Source organism: Pseudomonadota bacterium, from assembly GCA_016711215.1.
In the GTDB taxonomy this organism is placed as follows: Bacteria; Myxococcota_A; Polyangia.
In genome coordinates this window covers 188,731-210,397 of sequence record JADJTL010000004.1, presented here as the reverse complement: position 1 = coordinate 210,397, position 21,667 = coordinate 188,731, and the positions used below count along the sequence as shown (strand labels likewise).

At 68.5% G+C, this 21,667-nt stretch carries 17 protein-coding genes; 9 read left to right on the top strand and 8 right to left on the bottom strand.

The window, feature by feature from the left end; translation table 11 throughout:
• Positions 1–45 precede the first annotated feature (45 nt).
• Positions 46–1,842 (bottom strand): DUF3387 domain-containing protein, encoded by a 1,797-nt coding sequence (locus IPL40_12900; protein MBK8482050.1) that lies wholly within the window; start codon positions 1,840–1,842, stop codon positions 46–48.
• A gap of 50 nt (positions 1,843–1,892) precedes the next feature.
• Here IPL40_12900 and IPL40_12895 point away from each other — a divergent pair, with 50 nt between their 5' ends.
• On the top strand, positions 1,893–3,008 hold the full coding sequence (locus IPL40_12895; GenBank protein ID MBK8482049.1) for an ISAs1 family transposase: 1,116 nt from the start codon (positions 1,893–1,895) through the stop codon (positions 3,006–3,008).
• A 258-nt stretch (positions 3,009–3,266) separates the two neighbouring features.
• A complete protein-coding gene (locus IPL40_12890) occupies positions 3,267–5,219 on the top strand; it encodes a hypothetical protein (GenBank protein ID MBK8482048.1) in 1,953 nt (650 codons plus the stop codon).
• A gap of 667 nt (positions 5,220–5,886) precedes the next feature.
• Here the strand turns inward: IPL40_12890 and IPL40_12885 are convergent.
• On the bottom strand, positions 5,887–6,681 hold the full coding sequence (locus IPL40_12885) for a hypothetical protein (GenBank protein MBK8482047.1): 795 nt from the start codon (positions 6,679–6,681) through the stop codon (positions 5,887–5,889).
• Between the two features lie 1,951 nt (positions 6,682–8,632).
• On the opposite strand from IPL40_12885, the gene IPL40_12880 reads away from it, so the two are divergent.
• Positions 8,633–8,869, top strand: coding sequence for a transposase family protein (locus tag IPL40_12880; protein ID MBK8482046.1), 237 nt, complete (start codon positions 8,633–8,635; stop codon positions 8,867–8,869).
• A 297-nt stretch (positions 8,870–9,166) separates the two neighbouring features.
• Positions 9,167–10,954, top strand: coding sequence for a hypothetical protein (locus IPL40_12875; protein MBK8482045.1), 1,788 nt, complete (start codon positions 9,167–9,169; stop codon positions 10,952–10,954).
• A 58-nt stretch (positions 10,955–11,012) separates the two neighbouring features.
• Here the strand turns inward: IPL40_12875 and IPL40_12870 are convergent, their stop codons facing one another.
• From IPL40_12870 to IPL40_12845, 6 genes are all read right to left on the bottom strand, one after another.
• The gene (locus tag IPL40_12870) at positions 11,013–12,098 is read right to left on the bottom strand and encodes a hypothetical protein (GenBank protein MBK8482044.1); all 1,086 of its coding nucleotides are present in this window, start codon (positions 12,096–12,098) and stop codon (positions 11,013–11,015) included.
• A gap of 146 nt (positions 12,099–12,244) precedes the next feature.
• Positions 12,245–13,528 (bottom strand): hypothetical protein, encoded by a 1,284-nt coding sequence (locus IPL40_12865; GenBank protein MBK8482043.1) that lies wholly within the window; start codon positions 13,526–13,528, stop codon positions 12,245–12,247.
• Between the two features lie 85 nt (positions 13,529–13,613).
• A complete protein-coding gene (locus IPL40_12860; protein MBK8482042.1) occupies positions 13,614–14,555 on the bottom strand; it encodes an SPFH domain-containing protein in 942 nt (313 codons plus the stop codon).
• Complete coding sequence (locus tag IPL40_12855; protein MBK8482041.1) at positions 14,552–15,583, bottom strand: SPFH domain-containing protein; 1,032 nt, start codon at positions 15,581–15,583, stop codon at positions 14,552–14,554. Before IPL40_12855 ends, IPL40_12860 begins: the two co-directional genes overlap by 4 nt.
• Before the next feature lie 157 nt (positions 15,584–15,740).
• A complete protein-coding gene (locus IPL40_12850) occupies positions 15,741–16,499 on the bottom strand; it encodes a DUF1295 domain-containing protein (protein MBK8482040.1) in 759 nt (252 codons plus the stop codon).
• Positions 16,500–16,543: 44 nt separating this feature from the next.
• Positions 16,544–17,578 (bottom strand): hypothetical protein, encoded by a 1,035-nt coding sequence (locus IPL40_12845; GenBank protein MBK8482039.1) that lies wholly within the window; start codon positions 17,576–17,578, stop codon positions 16,544–16,546.
• A gap of 102 nt (positions 17,579–17,680) precedes the next feature.
• On the opposite strand from IPL40_12845, the gene IPL40_12840 reads away from it, so the two are divergent.
• The 5 genes from IPL40_12840 (at position 17,681) to IPL40_12820 (ending at position 21,667) form a co-directional block, all read left to right on the top strand.
• Positions 17,681–19,291 (top strand): hypothetical protein, encoded by a 1,611-nt coding sequence (locus IPL40_12840; protein MBK8482038.1) that lies wholly within the window; start codon positions 17,681–17,683, stop codon positions 19,289–19,291.
• Between the two features lie 209 nt (positions 19,292–19,500).
• Positions 19,501–19,848, top strand: coding sequence for a polymer-forming cytoskeletal protein (locus IPL40_12835; protein MBK8482037.1), 348 nt, complete (start codon positions 19,501–19,503; stop codon positions 19,846–19,848).
• 123 nt (positions 19,849–19,971) lie between these two features.
• The gene (locus tag IPL40_12830; GenBank protein ID MBK8482036.1) at positions 19,972–20,286 is read left to right on the top strand and encodes a polymer-forming cytoskeletal protein; all 315 of its coding nucleotides are present in this window, start codon (positions 19,972–19,974) and stop codon (positions 20,284–20,286) included.
• Positions 20,287–20,333: 47 nt separating this feature from the next.
• A complete protein-coding gene (locus IPL40_12825; protein ID MBK8482035.1) occupies positions 20,334–20,987 on the top strand; it encodes a polymer-forming cytoskeletal protein in 654 nt (217 codons plus the stop codon).
• Positions 20,984–21,667 carry a hypothetical protein gene (locus IPL40_12820; GenBank protein ID MBK8482034.1) on the top strand — a complete coding sequence of 228 codons (684 nt, stop codon included), beginning with the start codon at positions 20,984–20,986 and terminating at the stop codon, positions 21,665–21,667. Before IPL40_12825 ends, IPL40_12820 begins: the two co-directional genes overlap by 4 nt.

Genomic DNA, 21,667 nt, shown 5'->3' with positions numbered 1-21,667 from the left:
GCACCCTCTGTTTCGCGCGCGATATACCCAGGCCGCTAAGAATGCTCACGCTCTCGCCTCCGTCCAGAAGTCCGACAGCAGCTCGGCTTGTTGCAGAACGGTGTTGGTCGCGGACTCTTGCTTGTCGGGCGGATAGCCATACTTGCGGAGAATGCGCTTGACGATGACGCGGAGCTTGGCACGGACGGATTCCTTCACAGTCCAGTCGATGGTGACATTGCGGCGGACAGTCTCCACCAGCTCACGGGCGATGGTCTTGAGGGTGTCGTCTCCGAGCACCTTGACCGCGCTGTCGTTTACCTCCAGGGCATCGTAGAAGGCGAGTTCATCGTCGCTGAGTTTGAGTTTCTCGCCGCGGCGGCCTGCTTCGCGCATCTCCCTTGCCAGCTCGATCAGCTCTTCGATGATCTGTGCCGCCTCGATGGCGCGGTTCTGGTAGCGTCGGATCGACTTCTCGAGCAGCTCGGCAAACGACCGCGACTGCACGAGGTTGTGGCGCGAGCGCGCCTTCACCTCGTCGTTGAGGAGCTTGCGCAGAAGCTCAACAGCGAGGTTCTTGTGTCGCATGCCGCGGACTTCGGACAGGAATTGGTCCGAAAGGATTGAGATGTCGGGGTTCTTGAGGCCCGCGGCCGCGAAGATGTCGATGACCTGGTCGGAGGCGACGGCCTTGGAGACGATCTGCCGGATGGCGAGGTCGAGATCACCCGAGGCTCTCCGGTCACCGGTCACTGTCTTGGCGATGGCTGTGCGCACGGCTTGGAAGAAGCCGACATCGTCGCGGATGCGGATCGATTCGTCGTGGGGCACCGCCAGCGCGAAGGCCTTGGATAGCTCGGTCACGATCTGGAGGATACGGTCCTTGCCGCCTTCTTGCTCAAGGATGTGCTCCTGGGCGGCGGGCAGGAGCGATAGCCGCTGAGCAGACGTCCCGGTCGTCCACGCGCCCCAGTCGAAACCGTGGAACAGGCCGCAGCAGACCTCGTGCTTTTCGAGCATGAGCGCCACGGCTTCTTCCTGGTCGACGGCCGTGTCCCCGTGACCGCCACTCTCCGTGTAGGTGTGCAGAGCTCGTTTTAGTTGATCGGCAAGACCCAAGTAGTCGACTATGAGGCCACCAGGCTTGTCGTGGAACACGCGGTTGACCCGCGCGATGGCCTGCATCAGTCCGTGCCCTCGCATCGGCTTGTCAACGTACATCGAGTGCATGCAGGGTGCGTCAAATCCGGTCAGCCACATGTCGCGGACGATGACGAGTTTGAGTTCGTCGGCTGGATCCTTGAATCGCTTGGCGAGGGCTTCGCGTCGAGGCTTGTTGCGGACGTGCGGTTGCCAATCGACGGGGTCAGATGCCGAGCCGGTCATCACCACCTTGATGCCGCCTTTGGTGTCGTCCTCATCGTGCCACTCGGGCCGGAGTGCCACAATGGCGCGGTAGAGATCGACGCAGATGCGCCGGCTCATGCACACCGCCATGGCCTTGCCGTCCATGGCCTCGAGGCGTCGCTCGAAGTGTTGAACCAGGTCTTCTGCCACGAGCGACATGCGACGCTCGGTACCGACCAGCGCTTCGAGAGCAGACCACTTGGTTTTGAGCTTCTCCTTGCCTTCGAGTTCCTCGCCCTCGGTGGCCTCCTCAAAGTCCGCGTCGAGCGCCGGAAGCTCTTCGTCTTTGAGCTCGAGCTTGGCCAGGCGGCTCTCGTAGTAGATGGGCACCGTGGCTCCGTCCTGTACGGCGCGCTGGATGTCGTAAACGCTCACGTAGTCGCCCAGGGTGAGCGCATCTAAACGCGATCCATTTCGATCACTTGCAGGAGGTGATCGACGGGCGTGTCGTTTCATGATCGATTGCGAGGATGGCACACTACCCCAAGTCGCGCGGGCTCGATTCGTTGGTCGCTGTCTTCGCCGAGATTCCGGATCCACGTGTGGCTCGAACACGTGCTCATCCACTGGTCAACGTGTTGACGATGGGGTTGTTGGGGGCGATCTGCGGCGCCGATGGTTGGGAGGCGCTCGAGACGTTCGCCAAGGAGCGCGCCGACTTCTTCGAGACCTTCCTCGACCTCGAGGGGGGCACCCCGAGCGCCGACACCTTCCGTCGGGTCTTCGAGGCGCTCGATCCGCAGGCCTTCCAGGAGGCGTTCCGGCGCTGGCTCAAGCCCTTTCTCGACAACCTCCAAGGACAGACCATCGCCATGGACGGCAAGACGCTGCGCGGCGCGTTGGCACGCTCGGCCGGGAGCGGTGGTGCCTTCCACCTGATGCAGGTCTGGGCCACCGAGCAGCGGCTGCTCCTCGGGCAGAAGGCCGTCAAGGGCGCCGGTGGCGAGGTCGAGGCGGCCCTGGAACTGCTGCAAATACTCGACGTTCGCGGCGCCACGGTCACGGCCGATGCAAACACCTGCACCGCCGCCGTCACCACCGCCGTGCGCGATGCGGGCGCCGACTTCGTGCTGGCGCTTAAGGGCAACCGCAGCGCGCTGCACAAGCACGTCCAGCAACGCTTCGCCGATGCCGCCGAGCGAAACTTCCGCGGAATCAAGCAGTGCCGGTCGCGCGACGACGCTCACGGACGCGTCGAGTACCGCTGGGTCCGGGCGATGCCCATCGGCGACCTTCCCTCGCGCATCCGCGCCCCCTGGACCGACCTGCGCACCATCGTCCTCGTTGAGCGCGTCCGCGCCACCTCGAAAGCCTTGTCCCTAGAATCCAGCTACTACATCACCAGTCACGACGCTAACCCCAAACTCCTGGCCCAGCGCATTCGCGACCACTGGAAGATTGAAAACCAGCTGCATCACTGCCTCGACATCTCCTTTGCCGAGGACAACCGCCGCATTCATCACGAAAACGGCGCCCAGAACTTCGCCCTCATCGCCCGCCACGCTCTTTCCATGATCAAGCGCGAACCCTCCGTCATGAGTGTCGCCATGAAACGCCGTCGCGCCGCCTGGAGCCGCTCCTATGTCTTCGACATCCTCGCTGCTGGATTTCCTGAGGTTTAGATGCGCTCACCCTGGGCGGGGACCCGGCGCGTGCGCCTCAGGTCGAAGCCGCCCAGCAGCTATGTCTTCGACATCCTCGCTACTGGATTTCCTGAGGTTCAGATGCGCTCACCCTGGGCTTGGTCCATTGGCTTGGTAGGCGCGATCGACAACCTATTCGCATTACGTTAGAATTCCGCGATCCTTGGTCGAGAACCATCGAAGCTGCACGATGGGCGCCTCGGCGAAGCGGCGACACGATCCGAGGAGGTGATTTCCATGACGCGTTTGGTTATGCGGTTGGCCGCAGTTGCCGGCATGAGCCTGTTTCTGATGGCCTGTTCAACGGGGTTGGACACCGGTTCGCTCAACGTCGGAGAAACGGACAGCGGCGTCACTCCCGATTCAGCTGTGTCCCGCGACCAAGGTTCGGGCACCGTCGACACTGGCGTCAACCCCGACAGCGGCACGGCACCAACCCCGGTGATTCGGCTCTCCGTATCCCCAGCCGGTGCCAACGCGACGATGAACGTGACCGGTGGCACCTCACCGGGTACAGCCGTGACCTTTACCGTGCGCAACCTCGGCAACGGTGCCATCGCAGCGCTCACCGCGCCGAACCTCGGAGCCGGTACCACGAATTTCCGACTCGTGGCTGGCCAAAATACCTGCGGCACCAAAGTGCTCGCGGCCGGCGCGGAGTGCACGTTCCAGGTCGAACCCGTGGCAAACACCAACATCCCCGGGGGCTACACGGCGACGCTAACGATCCGCGACGCCAACGACGTCCGCTCGAACGAGCTGACGCTCGAAGGAACGGCTTCCGGGTTTCCTACGAATATCTCGGTTGATCCGCTGAGCGACACGCTGGCCGTGACGCCCACGGCCGATCCGACCTTCACCTTCACCTTCACCAACGAAACGGGGATCCCGACCAATGCGCTCAAACCCGCAGCGCTGTCGGGAACGAACTCGGCCAAGTTTTCCATCGTCACAGATAACTGCGCGGGAACCGCGCTCGCGGCATCGTCGCCTGGCAACAGCTGCACGGTCACCGTCTCGACCCGGAACATCGCCGAGAATGGCGACCACACGGCCAAGCTCACCGTGACCGACACGACCAACGACGACATCACGGCGGTCGCCTCGCTCACAGCCGACGCAAGCGGCTTCGATCCTGTCCTGGTGATGACCCCGGACATACCTGATCCATTCCTCTTCACGTTCACCGCCGGCGGGGCGCCTCCCTCGAGCCCCGAGACGCAGGTGTTCACCATCACCAACAGCGGCGAGGGGCCCACGCTCGCGCTGCTCGCCGCGGGCCTCTCCGGCACCGGCGCCGCTGCGTTCACGATCACCGCGGACACCTGCGAAGACGCAGTGCTCGAGCCGACCGACACCTGCACCGTCACCGTCGCACCGGACGCCACAGCGCTCACCGCCGACGGCACGCACGACGCGACGCTCACCGTCACCGACGGCGTGGACAGCGAGACGCGAGGCCTACGCGTCACCGCCTCCGGCTTCGTCGCCACCCTGGCCCTGACCGCCGAGGTCGGCGCCGCGCTCGACGGGATGGACGTGCGTTACCCGGGACCGCTCGGAACCGCGATCACGTTCACCGTTACCAACACCGGCTTCGCCGACACCCCGGTCAAGCCAACACCGAGCTTGAGCAGCACTGACAACTTCGAAATCGCCAACAACACCTGCAACGCGGTCTTGACCACCAGCGGCGTTGACAGCAACTGCACGTTCCAAGTGCGACCCACGGTTACGGACAACGTAACCGCATACGGCGCCAACCTCGACGTCAATGCCGGCACAGGCATCGAAGCGACACCGCTAGCCCTGTCAGGCGCCTCGAGAGGCTGGCCAGTGTTGTTGCTAACCCCAACCACGCCAAACAGCCCGTTGGCCATCTCGAAGACAAGACCCGCCGCGGCCCCGGTATTCACCGTCACCTACACCGCCAATGATGGACCGGCGTCGGTGATGATCGCGATCACGCTGACCAACACCACGCACTTCGTTTTGGACGATTCCATCTCACCCTGCGAAGGATCGACTCTAGTAAGTGGCACAACGGCTTACTGCGGTTTCAAAGTCGGCGCGAGAAACACGGCTGTCGCTGATCAAACCGCGACCTTGACCATCACGGCACCCAACACCGATGATCCCCCCCTCGGCACGATCACCTCCAACGTCGCCGATCTCATCATTGCCGAATAGCGTGACCAGGGGACAGTCCTGCAAGCGGGATTCGCCCAAAAACGGAGACGATCCCACAATCACGCAGCATGTTAGGCCTGCGTATCGCGGCGTTCGCGGAATTCTTCTGCCTTCTCGCGCAACCCAAGGGTAGGCGCTCCAACCAAGGGTGCAAGGGTAAGGCCTTTAATCCACGTTTTCGCCTGCGGAGGCGAGTATCGCCGGTCGGGGCCAGCGGTTCGCGGCGGTGAGTCAGCCGCTCGGGCGGGCAGTGTAGGGGCAGAAGTCGGCTCGTAGGGCTGCAAAGAGCGATCTGGTCCCCAGCAGCGACGCCCTGTATCCGTTGCTCCTCGTCCTCTACTGGCGACGGGATTGTCTTGAAGCTCGATGTTCTTACCCCAGGCCCTCTGCAGGGTTCCGCGTGATCGGCACGCGGTAGGCCAGCGGACGAAAGGACAAAGGACCGATGGCCCGGCAGAGGAAGGAGAGGCCGGCACTACCGCAAGGTCGTCGAAAGGCGATCTCAACCTCGCGAGTCGAGCGCCCGAGGGGAGATGGCGTCCCACAGGGTGGTCCGCTCTCCCCGTTGCTCAGCAACATCGTGCTGGACGAGCTCGACTGGGAGCTCGACCGGCGCGGGGCCGTGGCACCAAGCGTCCGCCCACCATCACCCCGGGTCCGGGACCCGCTACTCGCCGCGGTCCCGCAGCGTGGCAATGGAGACGCCGCGAAAGTGCTGCTGTTTCGGCGCGGCACAGGGCCTCCCTTCCGGGCAGCGGGATTCTTCGCCAGGGGTCTGCAGGACGTTGAGCATGACGATGGCGTCGTGCAGGCGGAAGAACGTGGTGCCCGGGATCACGATCTCGCGCGGAATGCGACAGGCCGACCCCGTCTCGAGGCCGACCAGAAAGCTGTCGATGCGCTCGGCCGTGGGAAGCTCACGTTGCGTGGCCTCCGGCACGTTGCTCCACAGGAACGCCGTGCGCCGGTTGGCAAAGGCGCCGACGTAGGTGCCCGGCCGCGACGTGAAGATGAGGGTGCCCAACACACGACCGTCGATACCCGTGAAGGTCGCGGTGCGCCGCTCGGTCGAGACCTCGAGCTTCACCGATGTCGTCGGTTCGGGGTTCGGCGGATACGCTCCGTGGGTCGCGAGACCGTTGAAGCTGGGGACCACGGTAGCTGGGTCGGCCTCGCTCCAGGTGCCGGTCGCGGGGGCGAAGCGGCGCACGTGCGTTCCTCGGGCTAGGTCCGTCCATTGCACATAGACGGCTTCGCCGATCACCCCGCTCGCCACCCCGGTTATCTGAGGCTCGAGGCCGCGCTGCGGCGGAGAGGGATCAGGCACAGTCGGCAGCCAACGGCCGGCCGCGACGTCGAATCGCCGAGCGTCGAATCCGGTCACCTGCGCCTGCGGGTCAGCCCTCAGGACGATGAGCACGATCAGGCCACCGACACGGTGGGAGTGGTGCGACACCGACATCTCCAGCGGCTGGTACTGCCACGGGGGATAGGGCGCACCCAGGTCAACCTCCTGCTCGAGAATCTCGAGCCGATCGGCGCGACAGTCTCCGATCGAAGCAGGCGGCGCAAAGACCGGACGTGCGGCTGGTGGGCGCGTTCCGGCGGCCGTCAGGCCAGTGTCGGGCTCCCGACTGCCAGCCAACGGCGAGCGCTGGGCTAGGCGAGCGGTCGCGGCGCCGCAGCCGGCGAGTAGGAGGACCACCCCAGAAACGTGACGGATTCTCATGGCGCAACGCTGGCACGAAGATAGGCGATCTGTCGATGATCGACGCCGACGCCTGACCGTCGCTCGATCGCGGTGTCATCCAAACCGCTTCGTTCCCAGGCCCAACACTCATCTTCTTTCCCGTATCGCACAAAACACTCCTGGACGACCGCTGCCGTCCCTGCACGATCACTTCCTCCGCCCAGCACCAGCGAATACTTGCCTCGATCGGTGATTTCCTCGTTTGTTCGTCTTGCTGGCCTCCAACGGCGTACCCAAATGATCCGTGTGCAGATGGTGCAAGGTGTCATCATGAACTTGTGCCAACGGCACAAAAGACTCAGGGTGATACACAGGGTGAGCGGCCTCGACGACGTACAACAACACCTCGGCGGCGGAGGTCTCTCACCCCTCGCAGGCTCCACCTTCGCCGACCCGCCCCGTGGTCCGAACAATGGGGTCCACCTCATATCGTGGGTCATCAAATATAGTGGGTCATCAACCTCGGGGCCTTTGGTCTTGTCCCTTGGTTGGTGCGCGACACCTTCCGCAAAACCATCCGGAGGTTAGCCTAGGACTGCCGCGAGACGCTGCAGGAGGAGCGGCGCCTTTTCTTTAGGGATGGGGGCTTGAGCTGGCGAAGATCTATGGCATTCTGTGCGGCCTTCGCGAGAAGGTCCCGGAGCTCGACCCCCCGGACCGGCCCGAGAGGAGCCCACAGTAGATGCACGCGTTTAGGAGGATCCGGCAGCGAACCCTCCCGTCTGCCATAGTGGTTGCCGGAATCATCAACTGCGCTGGGCCAAGTCGGCATCTTGGCGGCGATCACGGCACGCGCCCGCCCACACCGCGATTCGCCGTCGATCGGCGTTGTGAGGATGTGACGTCGGAGGTCAGGGAGCAGTGCGCGCTTGCCGGCAACCCAGTCGCGGGCCGCGCCGAGGTGCTCGACATGTACCACCTACGCATCGTTCTCAGGCTCGGTCAGACCGTGTCCGGTTGCGGCCAGATTCATCTGACCACGATGGTGACCTCCACGAGCGGTGCGTTGCGCGAGTTCAGCTCTGTCGCCGAATGCCAGCGGGAGTGCATGCCGGACGGCCCTGGGGGCGGTATCTGCTGGGCCGTCCCGCACCAGGAGTTCGTCTTCGACCTCGAATCTAAAGAACCTCTGCCCCATTTCCGGACGGACGGTACCTCCGAGGCCGGAGAGTACCCGCTGCGCGTCACGTCACGAGAAGGCCACCTACAACAAACGGAGCTTGTCGCCCACACGTCGTATCAGCCCCCGCGCTACTCCAGGGCGCAGGCCGAACAGCCAACGTGCGTCCCCAAGGAGCGTCGTGAGGTCTGCCGCTACGGCAACGGAAGCCTGTGCGGCGACATCCCCTCTGGTTGTCCCGGAACAACCATCTCCTGCGGTTGCGACTGGGGTTTGAGCTGCCAAGGTGGGATCTGTATGCCACCACACCAGGCCTGCGATCCGATCGGTCCACGCGACGTCTGCAGGAGCGACGTTTGCGGCAAGAAGTCGGCCGGCTGCCCGGGGGCGTTCGTGGAGTGCGCGTGCCCGAGCGGCCGCACCTGCCGAGATGGGCGGTGTCGCGAGTGACATCCCAGCGCCAAGGGGCTCCATGTCCGACTCGCCTCGTCAGGCGCCGGCGGAATCTGGTGGACCTGGCGACCGACCTCTTCCAACGAGTTGGTGGCGCTCGGGCATTTCGAGGAGGCGCTCATGGGCCTGGGCGATTCGCGGCGTGGGCAGGGTCGGCGGTATCCGCTGCGGACGGTCATCGTCACGGCGCTGATGGCGATGGTTTGCGGCTGTGACGACGCCGAATCCATGGAGGTTTGGGGCGACGCCAACGAGAGGTGGCTTTCGACGTTCCTCGAGATGCCGCATGGGAACCTGTCCTCGGCAAAGGAGACGTCGAGGCAGTGATGCCGCTGGTTTTCAATCTTCCAGTGGTCGCGAAATGTTCTCAGGGCGGGCGCGCGGAGCAGGGTGGCCAGGCGACGTTTGAGTCCGTCCCTCTAGCCGGCTGGGCGGGCGCCAGCAGGTGGGACCCGCTTCTCGCTTCCGGGAGATTTCGCGTCTCGCCCGATCGCGCGCCGGTGCGCGGGCCGGGTCTTGACATCGCGAGCACAATCGCCGACAGCTCCGCGCCGGGCGCGTAAGCGAGCGTCGGGGTTGGACGCCCCGTCATCCCCGCCCACGCGCCGGAAGGGAGCAGCCCCGATGTTCAAGGCGGCCCAGCTCAAGGCGCTCCGATCGCATCCTCAGGTGGGACGCTGCTCGCAGCGTCTCGCGTTCTTGCTCTGCCTCGGCCTGGTCTCTGGTGGGAGCCCGCGAGCCAGCGCCGAGCTCCGACGGGGCACGCAGGCGTACGGCCCCGGGTCTCTACGGGCGCGGGCAGCGCTTCCGGACGACAGGGAGCTCCAGAAGAACTACGAGCGTACACAGCGTCGATTCACCGCCCTCCGCTCGGCCGCGGCGCCCACGCGGGGCCGCACGACCCTCTACCTGCACACCCTCAACCTCAACGGCTGGGTGATGGCCAAGGCCGCGGGAGCGACGGTGCCCTTCTACGACGAGCGCGCGCTGCCCGCGGCCGTCGCGGCGCTCGCCGACCCAGACGCGCACTCGATCGTCGTGTTGACGCGTCGGCCCTCGGCGCTGGAGCTGAACGCGCTCTTTCGCGGCCTGCCCGAGGCGGGTCGCTCCGACGCCAGGCAGCGCCTGTCAGTGATCGCCTCGCCGCGAAGGCCGGGAGAGTCGCTGCTGCGCGCGCTGCGGCATGATCGGCCTGCATACGACGCGCTCGTCGACGCTGTCGGCGCCGCGCGGGACCGCTCCGACGACGTCAGGCTCTCGGCCTACAGCGTCGATGCTGACGTGGCGCGGATCGCCGGCCTGCTCGAGGTGCCGATCTGGGGCGCCACGCCGAAACAGCGCGCGCTCGGCACCAAGGCCGCGTCGCGTCACTGGTTCGCCGAGGCCGAGGTGCCCCATCTCGAGGGCTCCTTCGAGCCCCTGCGCAGCACGGACGCGGTGGTGGCGGCCGTCAGCGAGTACGTAGCAGCGCACCCGCGTCGCCGGCGCATCGTGATCAAGCATAATGACGGCGCCTCCGGCGAGGGTATCGCCTTCCTCAACCTCCCCGGCCTGGCCCGACTGCCGGCCGCGCAGCGCCCGACGGCGATCGAAGAGCGCCTCGCCGACAGGACCGAACTCGCCTTCGCCAGCGATCGCGGCAAGGCCGCCGACGATCCGACGCGAGAGACCTGGGCCAGCTTCGGCCAAGAGCTGGCCCGGGTTGGCGTCGTGGTCGAGGAATACTTGCCACGGCCGCGCGAGCTCAGCGTGCAGCTCTTGCTACACCCTGACGGGGGCGTTGAGGTCGAGTCCTGCCACCACCAGTTGACGCGGCACGGCCACTACCTCGGCTGCGAGCAACCGCTGGAGCCAGCCCTCGCGGCGCAGCTGAGCCGCATCGGTCGGGTTGTGGGCGGCACGCTGGCACGCGCCGGCGTCGTCGGACCCGTCGGAATCGATGTCCTTGGCCAGCGTACGCGCCTGCCCGGCGGCGGCACGGAGCTGGCGCTCAAGGCCTGCGAGATCAACCTGCGGACGCCCGCGACGCGCTATGCGGCCCAGCTCGCCAAGGGCGCGACCGGGGCGAAGTTCGAAGAGGGCCTGCTGCGCACGCAGGCGGGAAGCGTCGTGGTCTATCGCCAGACCGACAACCTCGACCGTCTGGCGCTCGGAAGGGCGGTCGAGGCGCTCGAGCCCGACAGGCTCCTTGCCCTGCTGGAGCAGCACGGGCTGCTCTACGACGCCGCGCGGGGCCAGGGCATCGTCCCGGCCCTGCTCGGCGCGCTAACCGTAGACGAGCCCTCGCAGCGCAAGTTCGGCGCGGCCTTCGTGGCCACCAGCGCTTCCGACGCGCCGGCAGACCTACGCAGCGCCCGACTGCAGGTCGGCAAGCTCCAGCGCGAGCTGCGCCGCGTGCTCAACGGCGGTTGATGCGTGGGCCAGCGCGCTCCCTCGCAGGGCTCAGCGCGGCGCCGATGCAGGCGCCACGTCAATCCTCAAACCTCAGCTCCTTCAGCGCGCTCAGGGCGGCCACGGCGGCTTTGCCGCGCGAGCCCCATTGCCTCGCCTGCTTCAAGGCCCGATTGATCCTCGTCCTGGCCCCAACCGGCAAGACGACGCCGTGGTCGTTGAAGACCGCCACGAACGCCCTGGCCGTGGCCGGATCGAAGAGGGGCGCGAGCCTCTCTGCACCCGACGCTGGGTAGCCGAAGAGCCCCGAGAGACCCTCGGCCCGCGTCGGGGCCGTCGCCTTCGCTTCGGTGAGCAACCGCACCCCGGGCCCAGAAATACCCTCAGTGACGAGCCGCGCGGCGAGGCCTGCCCAGGCGCGTAAGCCCTCGCGCGCCGCTGCCAACGCAGCAATCTCCCCCCGCAACTCCGTGTCTTGGCCGCCGCGCCTCGCGGCGGCCACGCTGTGTTGAGCGCGAGCCACCGCTGCGCTTCGGTGCGACCACTCCGCAGCGACCTCCGACGCATGCCCGTGCAGGAGGGGAGCGCCCGGTTCCGGCGCGACGCCGATCATGACCGCCCTCCAGTAGCGCGACATGATCCCTTGCTGCTCGGTGTCCCTCGTCGCCGGCCTCTGGTGCCTCGTCTTGCGCGCCCCTTCGCCGCGGGCGCGCGGCCGCGCCTGGCCTTCCAGCCAGACGCGCAGAAGGCTCCCCCTGGCCCAATCATCCCGGAGCAACTCCCGCGGATGGTCGCCCGGGCTCCCGCCGACCCGATCGACTCCACCGTGCTCGAATCGGACGGGCGAGCCGGCAGGTCCACGCTCGAGCCCGAGCAGCGCCGCCGGGACGAAGAGCGTGATCTGAGCGGGTAGTCCCCGAGAGCCGGCGCGCACGGCGATCGCCTCGTCCTGAGCTTCGCCGGGCTGCGCGAGCCGCACGGATGGAAACACGCGGTGGATGGCGCCACGGCGATTCCCTCGCGCTGGCGTCGAGCGCGCCGGCCGTGACGCCGCCGCCGGCGTCGCGACGAAAGCGACGGCGAGCACCGCGCTCAGCAGGCCGCCCCGCGCTGCCACCCGCAGGCGTCCCGGCCTGCCTGCCCTCATTCCTCTGACTTGGATCATGATTGCTCCCCCCCTCCCTCCGCGAGACCGCCCGCACCAAGATCAACACCAGGATCAAAACCAGGATAAGAAAGGGCGCGCGCAGCGACCTCCGCAGCCACGCCAACCACGCCCTTCACCTCGCAGCCCGATCCCTCGCGGCCCGATCAGTGGGCTGCGCCGCGGTGGGCGGCTGTGCCACCGAGGGCGCCCACGAGCGCGTTGGCTAAGGCAGCGCGGTGGCCAGGAGCGATCGGGTTCATGCTGAGCACCCGCACGTCGGGCCCAAGCGGATCGTTCAGCACGACGTCACCCGGGCGCACCTCGACCACCGGGCGGAGCTTCGGGCTGTCGGCGGCGGGCAGCTCGAGCGCCCCGAGAAGACCGCGATAGCGGGCCAGCGCGCGAGCAGGGAGCGCGCCCGCCGCCTGCAGCCGCTGCTTCCAGCCAATGGCCCGCTGATACGCCGCCGCCAAGAGCCCGCCGCGCCCTTGGGGGCCCTGCACCACCTCGAGGATCGCCTCGAGCTCGGCGGGCAGCAGCCGGAACTCTCGTCCGAACTCGGCGTCCCGCACTGCCCGCACCGCCCGCACTGCCCGCACCGTGCCGTGCCCTCCCGACCCGTCGAGGCGCAGCTCGTCCAGCACCGTCAGGCTGCTGGAAACAATCCACGTCGGCAGGGGCGCCGAGATGCAGGCATGGAAAAGCGCCCCCGCGAGGGGGTCGAGCAGCCGCTCGCGCACCGAGCCAAGGGGGCTGCGCGTGAGAAAGAAGAAGGGGTGCTGATCGCCTACGAGCGCCACCAGCTCGGACCGGAGCAGCGGGTAATCATCGAGCGTCGCATGGCCGAAGCCGCCCGCCCCCGGGACGTAGCGCTCCACCAGGGTGCCATCGACGTCGAAGCCGATCGCAGACGGGCGCGTACCCTCTTGCCGCCAGCGCTCGAGGAGCTGGGCGGTCAGCAGCGGCCCGCTGCGCGATCGGCAGCCACCGCCGAGGCAGTCTCTCGCCGCGAAGACCCGCGCCGCGGGGCGGGTGCGCGCTCCGGGCTCCACGCCGAAGACGTCGACCCGCGCCAGCTGACCTGCGGACCCGAGCAAGAGCCCCGCCGGCGCGGCGTCGTCGCCGCCCGGGCCGGTCTCGTTGCCGATGAAGGCTCCCCCGCCCTGGCGCGGGCGGACGCCAGCAGGAGCGAAGCGCTGCGCCACGGCAGCATACGCCCGATCCTTTCCGGGCACGCCGGCACGGTGGACCTCTATCGTCGCCGCGCCGCGCGGCGCCACAACGAAGGCGTGACGACCGATGGCGAACTCCAAGGCGCGCGGCTGCACGCGCGCGCCCTCTGCTGAGGCGCGCCCCGCGAGGAGCAGCGGCAAGAGCGAGACGACGCAGCCGCGCCGCAGCGCGACCCGGGGCCGACGTGAGCAACCGCTAGCTGGCAAAAGGAACATCAGGGCCCCCACCGGGGAGCTATCGCATGGGCCACGCGGGGCCGGCAAGCCTCAGCGCCCCGGGCGTCACCGCGCCAGGGCGGCCTCAGCGCGCGGCGCGGGCGACGGGGACGAGCGAGCGCTCCGCCGCGCCTTCGTGCTCGAGGCTGGCGCTGGTCAGGAGCTGGGGCAGCAGCTCGGCGCTGCGCGCCGGCACGAGCGTCAGCCTGCCCTTGGACTCGAGCAGGCGCTGCGTCTCGAGCACGTCGAAGAGCGTCTCGGCGACCTCGCGCTCACGTGAGATGCGCTGCAGCGCGCCGCCGACGATCTGCGGCCGCAGCGCGGCTGCCTTGGCGAAGTCGACCGCCGCCTCGCGCTCGGCGCCACTGGTGATCACGCTGACCTGGTTGGCGCCCTCCTGGCGAATCGCCGAGGTCACCTGGCGCAGGCGGTTGACCACCTTCTCCTCGATCTGCCGCAGCATCCCGACATCGCGGAAGTGGACCTTGCGCACATAGACGCTGCCCAGCCGATAGCCCCACTTATGGGATTCCGGCGAGACTTCGTTGCGTACGCTCTCGCTCATCGAATGCCGCGTCTGCAGCATCGCCGCCAGCGGCATGTTGCTCAGGCAGCGCACCGCCGCGTTCGAGACATTGGAGCGCAGCGAGCCGCGCGGGTCGGTGTTGGCGAAGAGGAAGGCCACCGGATCGCTGACGAACATCTCGTACCAGAGGCCGATGCCCATCGGCGCGCCCTCCTCCGAGTTGACGGGCTGCGAGCGAATATAGGTCTGGTCGCGGCGCAGATCGACGACGTAGCGCGTACCGAGCCAGCGCACGATCAGCGCCGTCGGCCCCATCTGCGGCCAGAGCCAGACCAGCCCGGGCTCGCGCATCACGCCGACCACCTTGCCGAAGAGCGTGTAGACGTGGCAGCGGCCCTCGTGCACCACGTCATAGACGCCGAGCAAGCGCAGCAGGGTGAAGCCGAAGGGGATCAGCACCGACCAGAGCACCAGCGAGAGCGCGCCGATAATCAGGGTCATGAGCGCACCTCCCGTACGTGCTGCTGCGCGCGACCGAGCAGCTCGAGCGCCACGAAGCGCCGATAGGCCCGAAGCGCGTCGGGGCCGTTGGCCTGGAGCAGCTCCAGCTCGGTGGCCAGCGCCTGCAGCGGCTGCACCTCGGCCTGCGCCCGCAAGGTCTCGATCTCTACCGCGCGCCGCGACTGCACGATGCGCTGGTCGGCGGTCGCGCGCGCGAGCGAAATATCCGACGAGACGTGATTATGGGCGGTGTTGATCGCGGCCAGCGCCGATTCCACCTCGGAGGGCGGGTCGATGCTGGTGATCAGCGAGGCATCGAGCGCCACGCCGTAGCGCGCTTCGGAGCTGCGGCACTCAAGATCCATGTGCTGGTTGATGTCGCGCAGGTTCTTGCGCAGGTCGTTGATCGAGATGCCCTCGGCCTGCGCCAGGTCGAGCGCCGCGCCGTTCTCGGCCTGCCCGAGCGCGTGCTGCGGCGCCTCGAAGGAGGCGATCTTCTGCCGCAAGACCGAGACGAAGTAGCCCATCACGTGGGCGATCGGCCGCTTGATCGCGAAGAGGTAGGCATAGAGGTTCTGCTCGCTGACGCGAAAGCGCACGTCGCCGGTCAGCCCGGTGTTGAGCTGATCCTTGGTCACCGCCTCGAGCACCGAGCCGCCGTGATTGGCGCCGGGATCCTCGGGGTCGAGCGCCATGTTCATCGTCTGCACGGCGACCGACACCTTGTGGACGCTCTGCCAGGGCCAGCGAAAGTAGGGGCCCCCGGGACCGATCACCTGCACCTGTGGATAGCGATAGCGCTCGCGCTCGTCGGGACGCAGCGCCTCGGCGATCGGCAGGTCGGCGGTCGTCGGTCCCGGGAGCCGCCGGGCCCGCCCAAAGGTGGTGAGCACGGCGCGCTCGCTCTGATCGACCGTGTAGAAGCCGGGCAGCACGACCCGGAGCACCACCCAGCCCAATAACCCGAGCAGCAGGCCCGAACCCAGGCTCGAGCCCAGGGTACTAGCCGCCAGCGCCAGTGATAGCATCGAAGCTCCTCGGCTCGGCGCAAGCGCGCGTCGAGCGGCTACGGGCAGCCGCCTTCCGTCAGGACCGGCGAGGCGACGCGCCCATGCTAGCCGCCGCTTGCGCCAGCGCGCCAGTTCTGGCGCTGGGCGTGGCGCTGGGCGACCCCGCGGGGGCAGCTCACCAAATCAGCGGCAGGAGGGCCCGGCGCTGGCGCGGGTAGTCGGCGAAGCGTGCGCGATACCAACGATGATGCGCGAGGGCCCGCGGCAGCAGGTTGGCCATGGTGTAGAGCGCAAAGACCGCGCCGGCCGGCGACCAGGCGGCCAGCGCCCAGCCCCACCACTCGACGATTTCGCCGAGATAGTTGGGGCAGGAGACCCAGCGAAAGAGCCCGCCCTGGGGAATTCGGTAGCCGCCGGCGCGACGCAAGCGCAAGAGCGCGGCGTCCGCATGCCAGTTGATGGCCAACCCGCCGAAGAAGAGCACGACGCCGAAGATCAGCCGCGGGTCGAGCAGCCAGCGTGCGTGATAGCGCGCGACCTCGGCGAGCCAGTAGGCGTTGATCGGCGCGTTGAGCGTGTTGAAGAGCAGGCCGAGCGCGACCACGAGGACAGGCAGGGGACGCGCCGTCGGCGGCAGACGCCAGGGAAAGACGAGGCTGCGCTGGGCGTAGTGCAGCGTCCAGAGCGCGGCGAGCAGCAGCGGCATGAGCTCGCCGCGTTGGCTTCCCGCAACGAAGACCGCGAGAAAGCCGAGCAGCGCCGGCAGCTCCATCAGCGTCCAGCCGAGGCGCGCCGCAAGCACGGGGCCCCAGCCCGGTCGCGCGTGGCGTCCGTAAGGCGCCGTGACACGCCGCAGGGCTAGATAGGTGAGGGCGGCGAGCACGAGCTCGAGCAGCAGGGCGCGGCGAAACGCCGTCTCCGCGAAGCCAGGCAGCGGGGCGAGCACGGCGAGCGCGCCGACGCCCCGTCCCAGCGCGCTCACTCGACCTCGACGCCCTGCGCGGCGAAGGTCCCGCGCACGACCCAGGCGTTGCAGTCGCTGAGCGGATCGCAACCACCGGCTTGGCAGCCGCCCGCGTCGCAGCGCGCATCGGGTGGGAAGGTCCAGTCCTTGCGGGGAAGCGCCGTGCACTCGCCGCTGGCAGCCGGGCTACCCAGCAACACCATGCAGAGCCGAATCGGGTCGAGACCGCCGATGCCGACGAAGACCTTGCCCGCGTCCTCCAAGGTCAGATAGCCGCTGATCTCGCCGTCCTCGGTGTCGTAGCTCGTCAGCAGCCGCCGACCGATGCAATCACGGTCGGCGGCCATCACGGCGCGGATGATGCGCAGCTCGCGGATCGGCAGCTCGGCATCGACGTGCTCGCCGTCGGGGTTGAAGATCACCAGCGCCACGGGCCGCGACGCCGGCCCACCCTGCCAGGTTGCACCGAGCAGCGAGCCCTCGATGGTGATCGGCTCCCAGTCGATGCCCCCGCCGAGGCCACCCGTCCCGTGGGTAAAGCTGAAGCTCCCGTCGCTCTGCCTGCGCGCGCTCCCCGTGCGGATCGTGAGCGGGCCGTCATCGTCGGCACCCTCGAGCGCAAAGAGCCAGTTGAAGCGCTCTTCGTCGATCGAATTGGTGGTGATGCTGGTCAGCAGCGTGTTCGCGAGGCTCTGCGGCTGGTTGAACTGCAGCCCTGCCACCCGATACTCGGGCCGAGCTTGGCGGTCGGCGTTGGCGCGGCGGTAGCAACATGCACCATGTTGCTGCGCCAGCGGCGTCGGGCCCGCGCTCGGGCAGCGCAGCGTCGGGCCCTGGTCGATCAGCGTCGTGCTCGCATCCGCGCGCAGCTTGGCGTCACCACTGCAGCCGCTCAGCGAGAGCAGCAGGACCAGCGCGGCGGCGGCCGACAGGGCCGGCGCCAGGGCGCCCAGGCTCGGCCGCGCCCCACCGCCTGCGGCGTGCCGCGGGGCCGGCGAGTGATACCGGCGTCGGAGGGCGACGCGATGCTGCAGCGCGAAGGAGTTCATAGCGCCGGACCCTAGCACAGACCCGCCGCTCGCAAGCTGCCTTGCATCGCGCTTGCATCGCGCCGCGACGGGCTCTGCTACGATGCGGCCCGGTTCCACTCGATGATGCCGTCACCCCCACCTCGGTCCGCCAGCGCCCTGATCCGGCTGATCCGGCTGATCCGGCTGATCCGGTTCGCCCTCGCTGGGCTCGTCGCCTGCGTCGCCGCGCGGCGCGCGGTCGCTGGAGGGCTCGACTATCCGGGACCGGGCACGCGGGCACTCGGCCGCGCAGCAGCCTTCGCCGCCCGCGGCGACGACGCCATGGCCTTGAGCTACAACCCGGCCCTGATCGGCAGCACCGGGCAGCGTGCCCTGCTGATCAATAGCCACCTCGCCTTCTTCGACGCCTGCGTGCAGCGCAGCGGCAGCTACACCGACAACGTCACGGTCCGCGACTTCAGTCGCTTTGGCGACAGTGAGCGCCTGCCGTCGCAGGGCGGCTACGCCCTCGAGTCCTTCCCGCGGGTCTGCAACACGGGCGCGCCGATTCCGGCCCCAGCGATCGTCGCCAGCCTGGCCCTCGGACCGCGCCTCGGCCTCGGGTTCGGGCTGCTGCTGCCCGCCAACACCGGCTCGGTGCAGTGGGGTGATCGCGACGGCACCGTGCGCTCTCCTTCCGGCGCGGCGCGACCCAACCCCCTGCGCTATCTGGCGCTGAGCGCGGGCGGCTTCGCCCTGAGCCCGAGCGCCGGGCTGAGCTGGCAGGCCGCGCCCTGGCTTCGCGTCGGCGCCACGCTGCAGTGGGGGATCTTCAGCCTTGATGGATTGAGCTACGGCGTCACCACGGGGGGCGAGAACCCGTCGTTGGACGGGCGCGCGCGCATTCGCGGAGCGGATCGCTTCGTGCCCGCAGTGATCGCCGGGGTCCACGCGACGCCGAGGCGCGACATCGAGCTGGCGGCGACCCTGCGCTGGTCGGACGACCTGCGCGGCTCGGCCAACATCGACATGCGCTTCGGTGACTACGGCTCTAGCGAGCCCGGCAGCAGTATCCCGACCGACGACCGCCTCGAGGATCTGAGCCTGCACTTCCCCTTGCCTTGGCAGGCCACCGCAGCGATCCGCTATGTTGCGCGGCGGGCGACCGCGCCCCTGCGAGGCGAGGCGCGGCGGACGCGCGATGCACTGCACGACGAACGCTGGGACCTCGAGCTTGACGCCGTCTTCGAGCGCAACGGCCGCGTCGACGAGGTCGTGCTCCGGCCTCCCGCCGATCTGACCTTGACGACCCGCCAGAGACTGACCGATGGGAAGGTACTGACGCTCGACGTTCCTGTGGACAACGCCTTCCGAGTGCCGCGCGGCTGGCGGGATCAGCTCTCGCTGCGCCTCGGCGGCGACTACACCGTGGCGCGCGATCGCTGTGCGCTGCGCGGCGGGCTCTCGTACGAAACCCGCGGTCTCGATCCGGCGCTGGCCAACATCGACTTCCTGCCCGTTCGCCGGCTCGGGCTGCACCTCGGCGGCACGATGCGGCTCGGTCAGCGGGTCGACCTATCGGTGGCCTATGCGCACCTCTATCAGGAGCGCCTCGAGGTTCCTCCGGCCGACCAGCCGGGTGGGGCGCGGCTGGCCCAGATGTCCGCCGATGGCTCGGGGCGCATCATCAACGCCGGCAGCTATCGCAGCCATTGGGATATCTTCTCGCTCGGTGCGAATTACCTCTTCTAGCGCCCCTGCGCTGGCGCGCGCTTGACAGTCGCTTTGGCCCGCTGCTAGCTTCCGACGCCTCCATTCGCCCGGCGAAACGCGGCAAAGGCCGCTCGCGAGTCCGCGCCCCTCCGCGCGGCGCCGCGGCCCGGCAGAGGGCGACGATGGACCGAACCGGGCACGAACCGGGCACGAACCGGGAGCGAGCGGAGAGCGAGCGGAGAGCGAGCATGGCGGAACAACCCTGCGTCATCGGCAAGACAGTGACGGTTCGCGGCACGATCTCGGGCGGTGAGGATCTAATCGTCGAAGGGCGGGTCGAGGGCGCGATCGCGCTCGAGCGCTCGCTGCTGATCGAAGCGGCGGCCATCGTCGAGGCCGAGGTCGAGGTCGGTGAGCTGACCCTGCGTGGCGCCCTACGGGGCGAGGTCCGCGCCCGCGGCCCGGTGACGATCGCGGCCGGCGCGCGCTTTGACGGGTCGCTGCAGGCGGCGCGGATCGTCATCGAGGAAGGCGCCGCCTTCACCGGCCGCCTCGAGATGGACATCGACTTACCGCCGGGTCTCACCGCGCGCTAGCGCGCGACTGCCTTTGCGCGCAAGCGCGCGATTGGGCGCCGCGGTATCGCGGACGGCAGAGGCGGCGGGCCGAAGCTGCGTTGGCCTTGCGCCCGCGGCAGCGACGATCGAGAGGGGTTTCTTATGGCGACCACGGTAATCGGCCCTGCCCTGGTGATCGACGGCGAGCTCAGCGCCGACGAAGACCTCGTCGTCGAGGGCACGATCCGCGGCGCGCTGCAGCTCAGTCGAGGCCTCGTGGTCGAGGCCTCGGCGAGGGTCGAGGCCGAGATCGAGGCTGACTCCGCGGTGATCAGCGGACAGGTCAAGGGCAACGTGGTGGCACGCCGGAAGGTCGAGCTGCGACCGAACGCCTGCCTGATCGGCGACATCAAGGCTGCGCGCGTGGTGATCGCTGAGGGCGCCACCTTCCGTGGCACGATCGAGATGGGCGCGTAGTCGTGCTCAAGGGCCTCACCACGCGCGGGTACAGGGGAAGCAGCCCAATGAACAACCAAGCACAGGCAACGGTGATCGGCGCCCAGACGCGGATCAAGGGTGAGGTCGAGTGCCAGGACAGCCTCATCGTGGCCGGACACCTCGAGGGTGCGGTCCGGCTCGGTGACGAGCTGGTGATCGAACCCGGGGGGGTCGTGGTCGCAGACGTGCAGGCTGCTCGTGTGCTGGTCGGCGGTACGCTGGTGGGCAACGTCAGCGCCAGCGAGTCCGTCCGCATCGGAGAGCAGGGCAAGCTGCTCGGCGACGTGAGCTGTCCGCAGCTCGTGATGGCCGATGGTGCGGCGCTGCGCGGCAACGTGACGGCCGGCCCCGGCGCGACCACGGGCAGCGACAGCCGCGCACGACCGGGGCTCGGGAGCAGCCGTGCGGCGCCACTGGCGCCGCAGCCGAGCCCGCCGCCGCGGCACCGTGTCGGTATCGCCACAGTGCCCGTCACGCCGACCGCGCTGCGACGCGAGCGCAATGCCGAGCCCGAGCGCACGGCGGCGCCGAGCCGCACGGCGGCACCGAGCCCAGCCGCGCCCGCAACGCCGGCCCCCGCCGTCGAGGCCGGCCGCAGCACGGGCGCGAGCGCCACCCAGGTCAAGGTCCCGCGTCCCCCGACCGCGGCCGGCAAGAAGAGCCGCGTCAAGCGCCGTTGACGCACCCGCTCAAGCTCGTGCGGCAGCCCCGGCGCTCGTCGGCCGCGCTGCGCACGCTCTGGCTGCTGGCGAGCCTCAGCGCCCTCAGCTCCTGCGCAGCGCCCAGTCCGATCGTCTCGCTGCGCAGCGGCCCCGACAAACCCTACACCGCGGCGGAGTACCGCGCGGTGCTGAAGCGCTGGACACGATATCAGGCGATCACCGTGCTGCAGGAGTTGGGAACGACCCTGCGCGTCTACGCGACGCTGCGATCCAAGGACTTCGACGCCGCCTATCTCGCCCGATGGACGGCGCTCTTTCGCCTCCCCGCATCAGCACGCCGAGCACTCGAGCGGGAGTTCGCGGCGCAGCGCGCGCGCGGCTACAGCCTCTTCGTCGTCGCCGCTACCCACGACCGCACGTGGAACGACTTCGACCGCCCACGTTCGCAGTGGCGCCTGGCGTTGAGCAACGATCGCGGCGAGCAGGTCAACGCCGACCGAATCGTTGCTGAGCGGCGCATCCTCAGCACGGAGCGCGCCATGCTTCCGCACCTCGGCGCCTTCTACCAGCTCTATCGCGTCGAGTTCCCCCGGACGCTGCCCGATGGGCGCCCACTGGTCGCCGCCGAGACATGGGCTTTGAAACTCAGCATGTCTGGCCCGCTCGGCGACACCGAGCTGGTCTGGCGGCTGCGATGA

What these genes read in the sequence shown, in the direction of transcription:
- IPL40_12900 (MBK8482050.1), bottom strand. Translation starts at nt 1,842, where the DNA reads ATGAAACGACACGCCCGTCGATCACCTCCTGCAAGTGATCGAAATGGA.
- IPL40_12870 (MBK8482044.1), bottom strand. Translation starts at nt 12,098, where the DNA reads ATGATCCAAGTCAGAGGAATGAGGGCAGGCAGGCCGGGACGCCTGCGG.
- IPL40_12835 (MBK8482037.1), top strand. Translation starts at nt 19,501, where the DNA reads ATGGCGGAACAACCCTGCGTCATCGGCAAGACAGTGACGGTTCGCGGC.
- IPL40_12885 (MBK8482047.1), bottom strand. Translation starts at nt 6,681, where the DNA reads ATGTCGGTGTCGCACCACTCCCACCGTGTCGGTGGCCTGATCGTGCTC.
- IPL40_12890 (MBK8482048.1), top strand. Translation starts at nt 3,267, where the DNA reads ATGACGCGTTTGGTTATGCGGTTGGCCGCAGTTGCCGGCATGAGCCTG.
- IPL40_12875 (MBK8482045.1), top strand. Translation starts at nt 9,167, where the DNA reads ATGTTCAAGGCGGCCCAGCTCAAGGCGCTCCGATCGCATCCTCAGGTG.
- IPL40_12860 (MBK8482042.1), bottom strand. Translation starts at nt 14,555, where the DNA reads ATGACCCTGATTATCGGCGCGCTCTCGCTGGTGCTCTGGTCGGTGCTG.
- IPL40_12840 (MBK8482038.1), top strand. Translation starts at nt 17,681, where the DNA reads ATGATGCCGTCACCCCCACCTCGGTCCGCCAGCGCCCTGATCCGGCTG.
- IPL40_12830 (MBK8482036.1), top strand. Translation starts at nt 19,972, where the DNA reads ATGGCGACCACGGTAATCGGCCCTGCCCTGGTGATCGACGGCGAGCTC.
- IPL40_12845 (MBK8482039.1), bottom strand. Translation starts at nt 17,578, where the DNA reads ATGAACTCCTTCGCGCTGCAGCATCGCGTCGCCCTCCGACGCCGGTAT.
- IPL40_12865 (MBK8482043.1), bottom strand. Translation starts at nt 13,528, where the DNA reads ATGTTCCTTTTGCCAGCTAGCGGTTGCTCACGTCGGCCCCGGGTCGCG.
- IPL40_12825 (MBK8482035.1), top strand. Translation starts at nt 20,334, where the DNA reads ATGAACAACCAAGCACAGGCAACGGTGATCGGCGCCCAGACGCGGATC.
- IPL40_12855 (MBK8482041.1), bottom strand. Translation starts at nt 15,583, where the DNA reads ATGCTATCACTGGCGCTGGCGGCTAGTACCCTGGGCTCGAGCCTGGGT.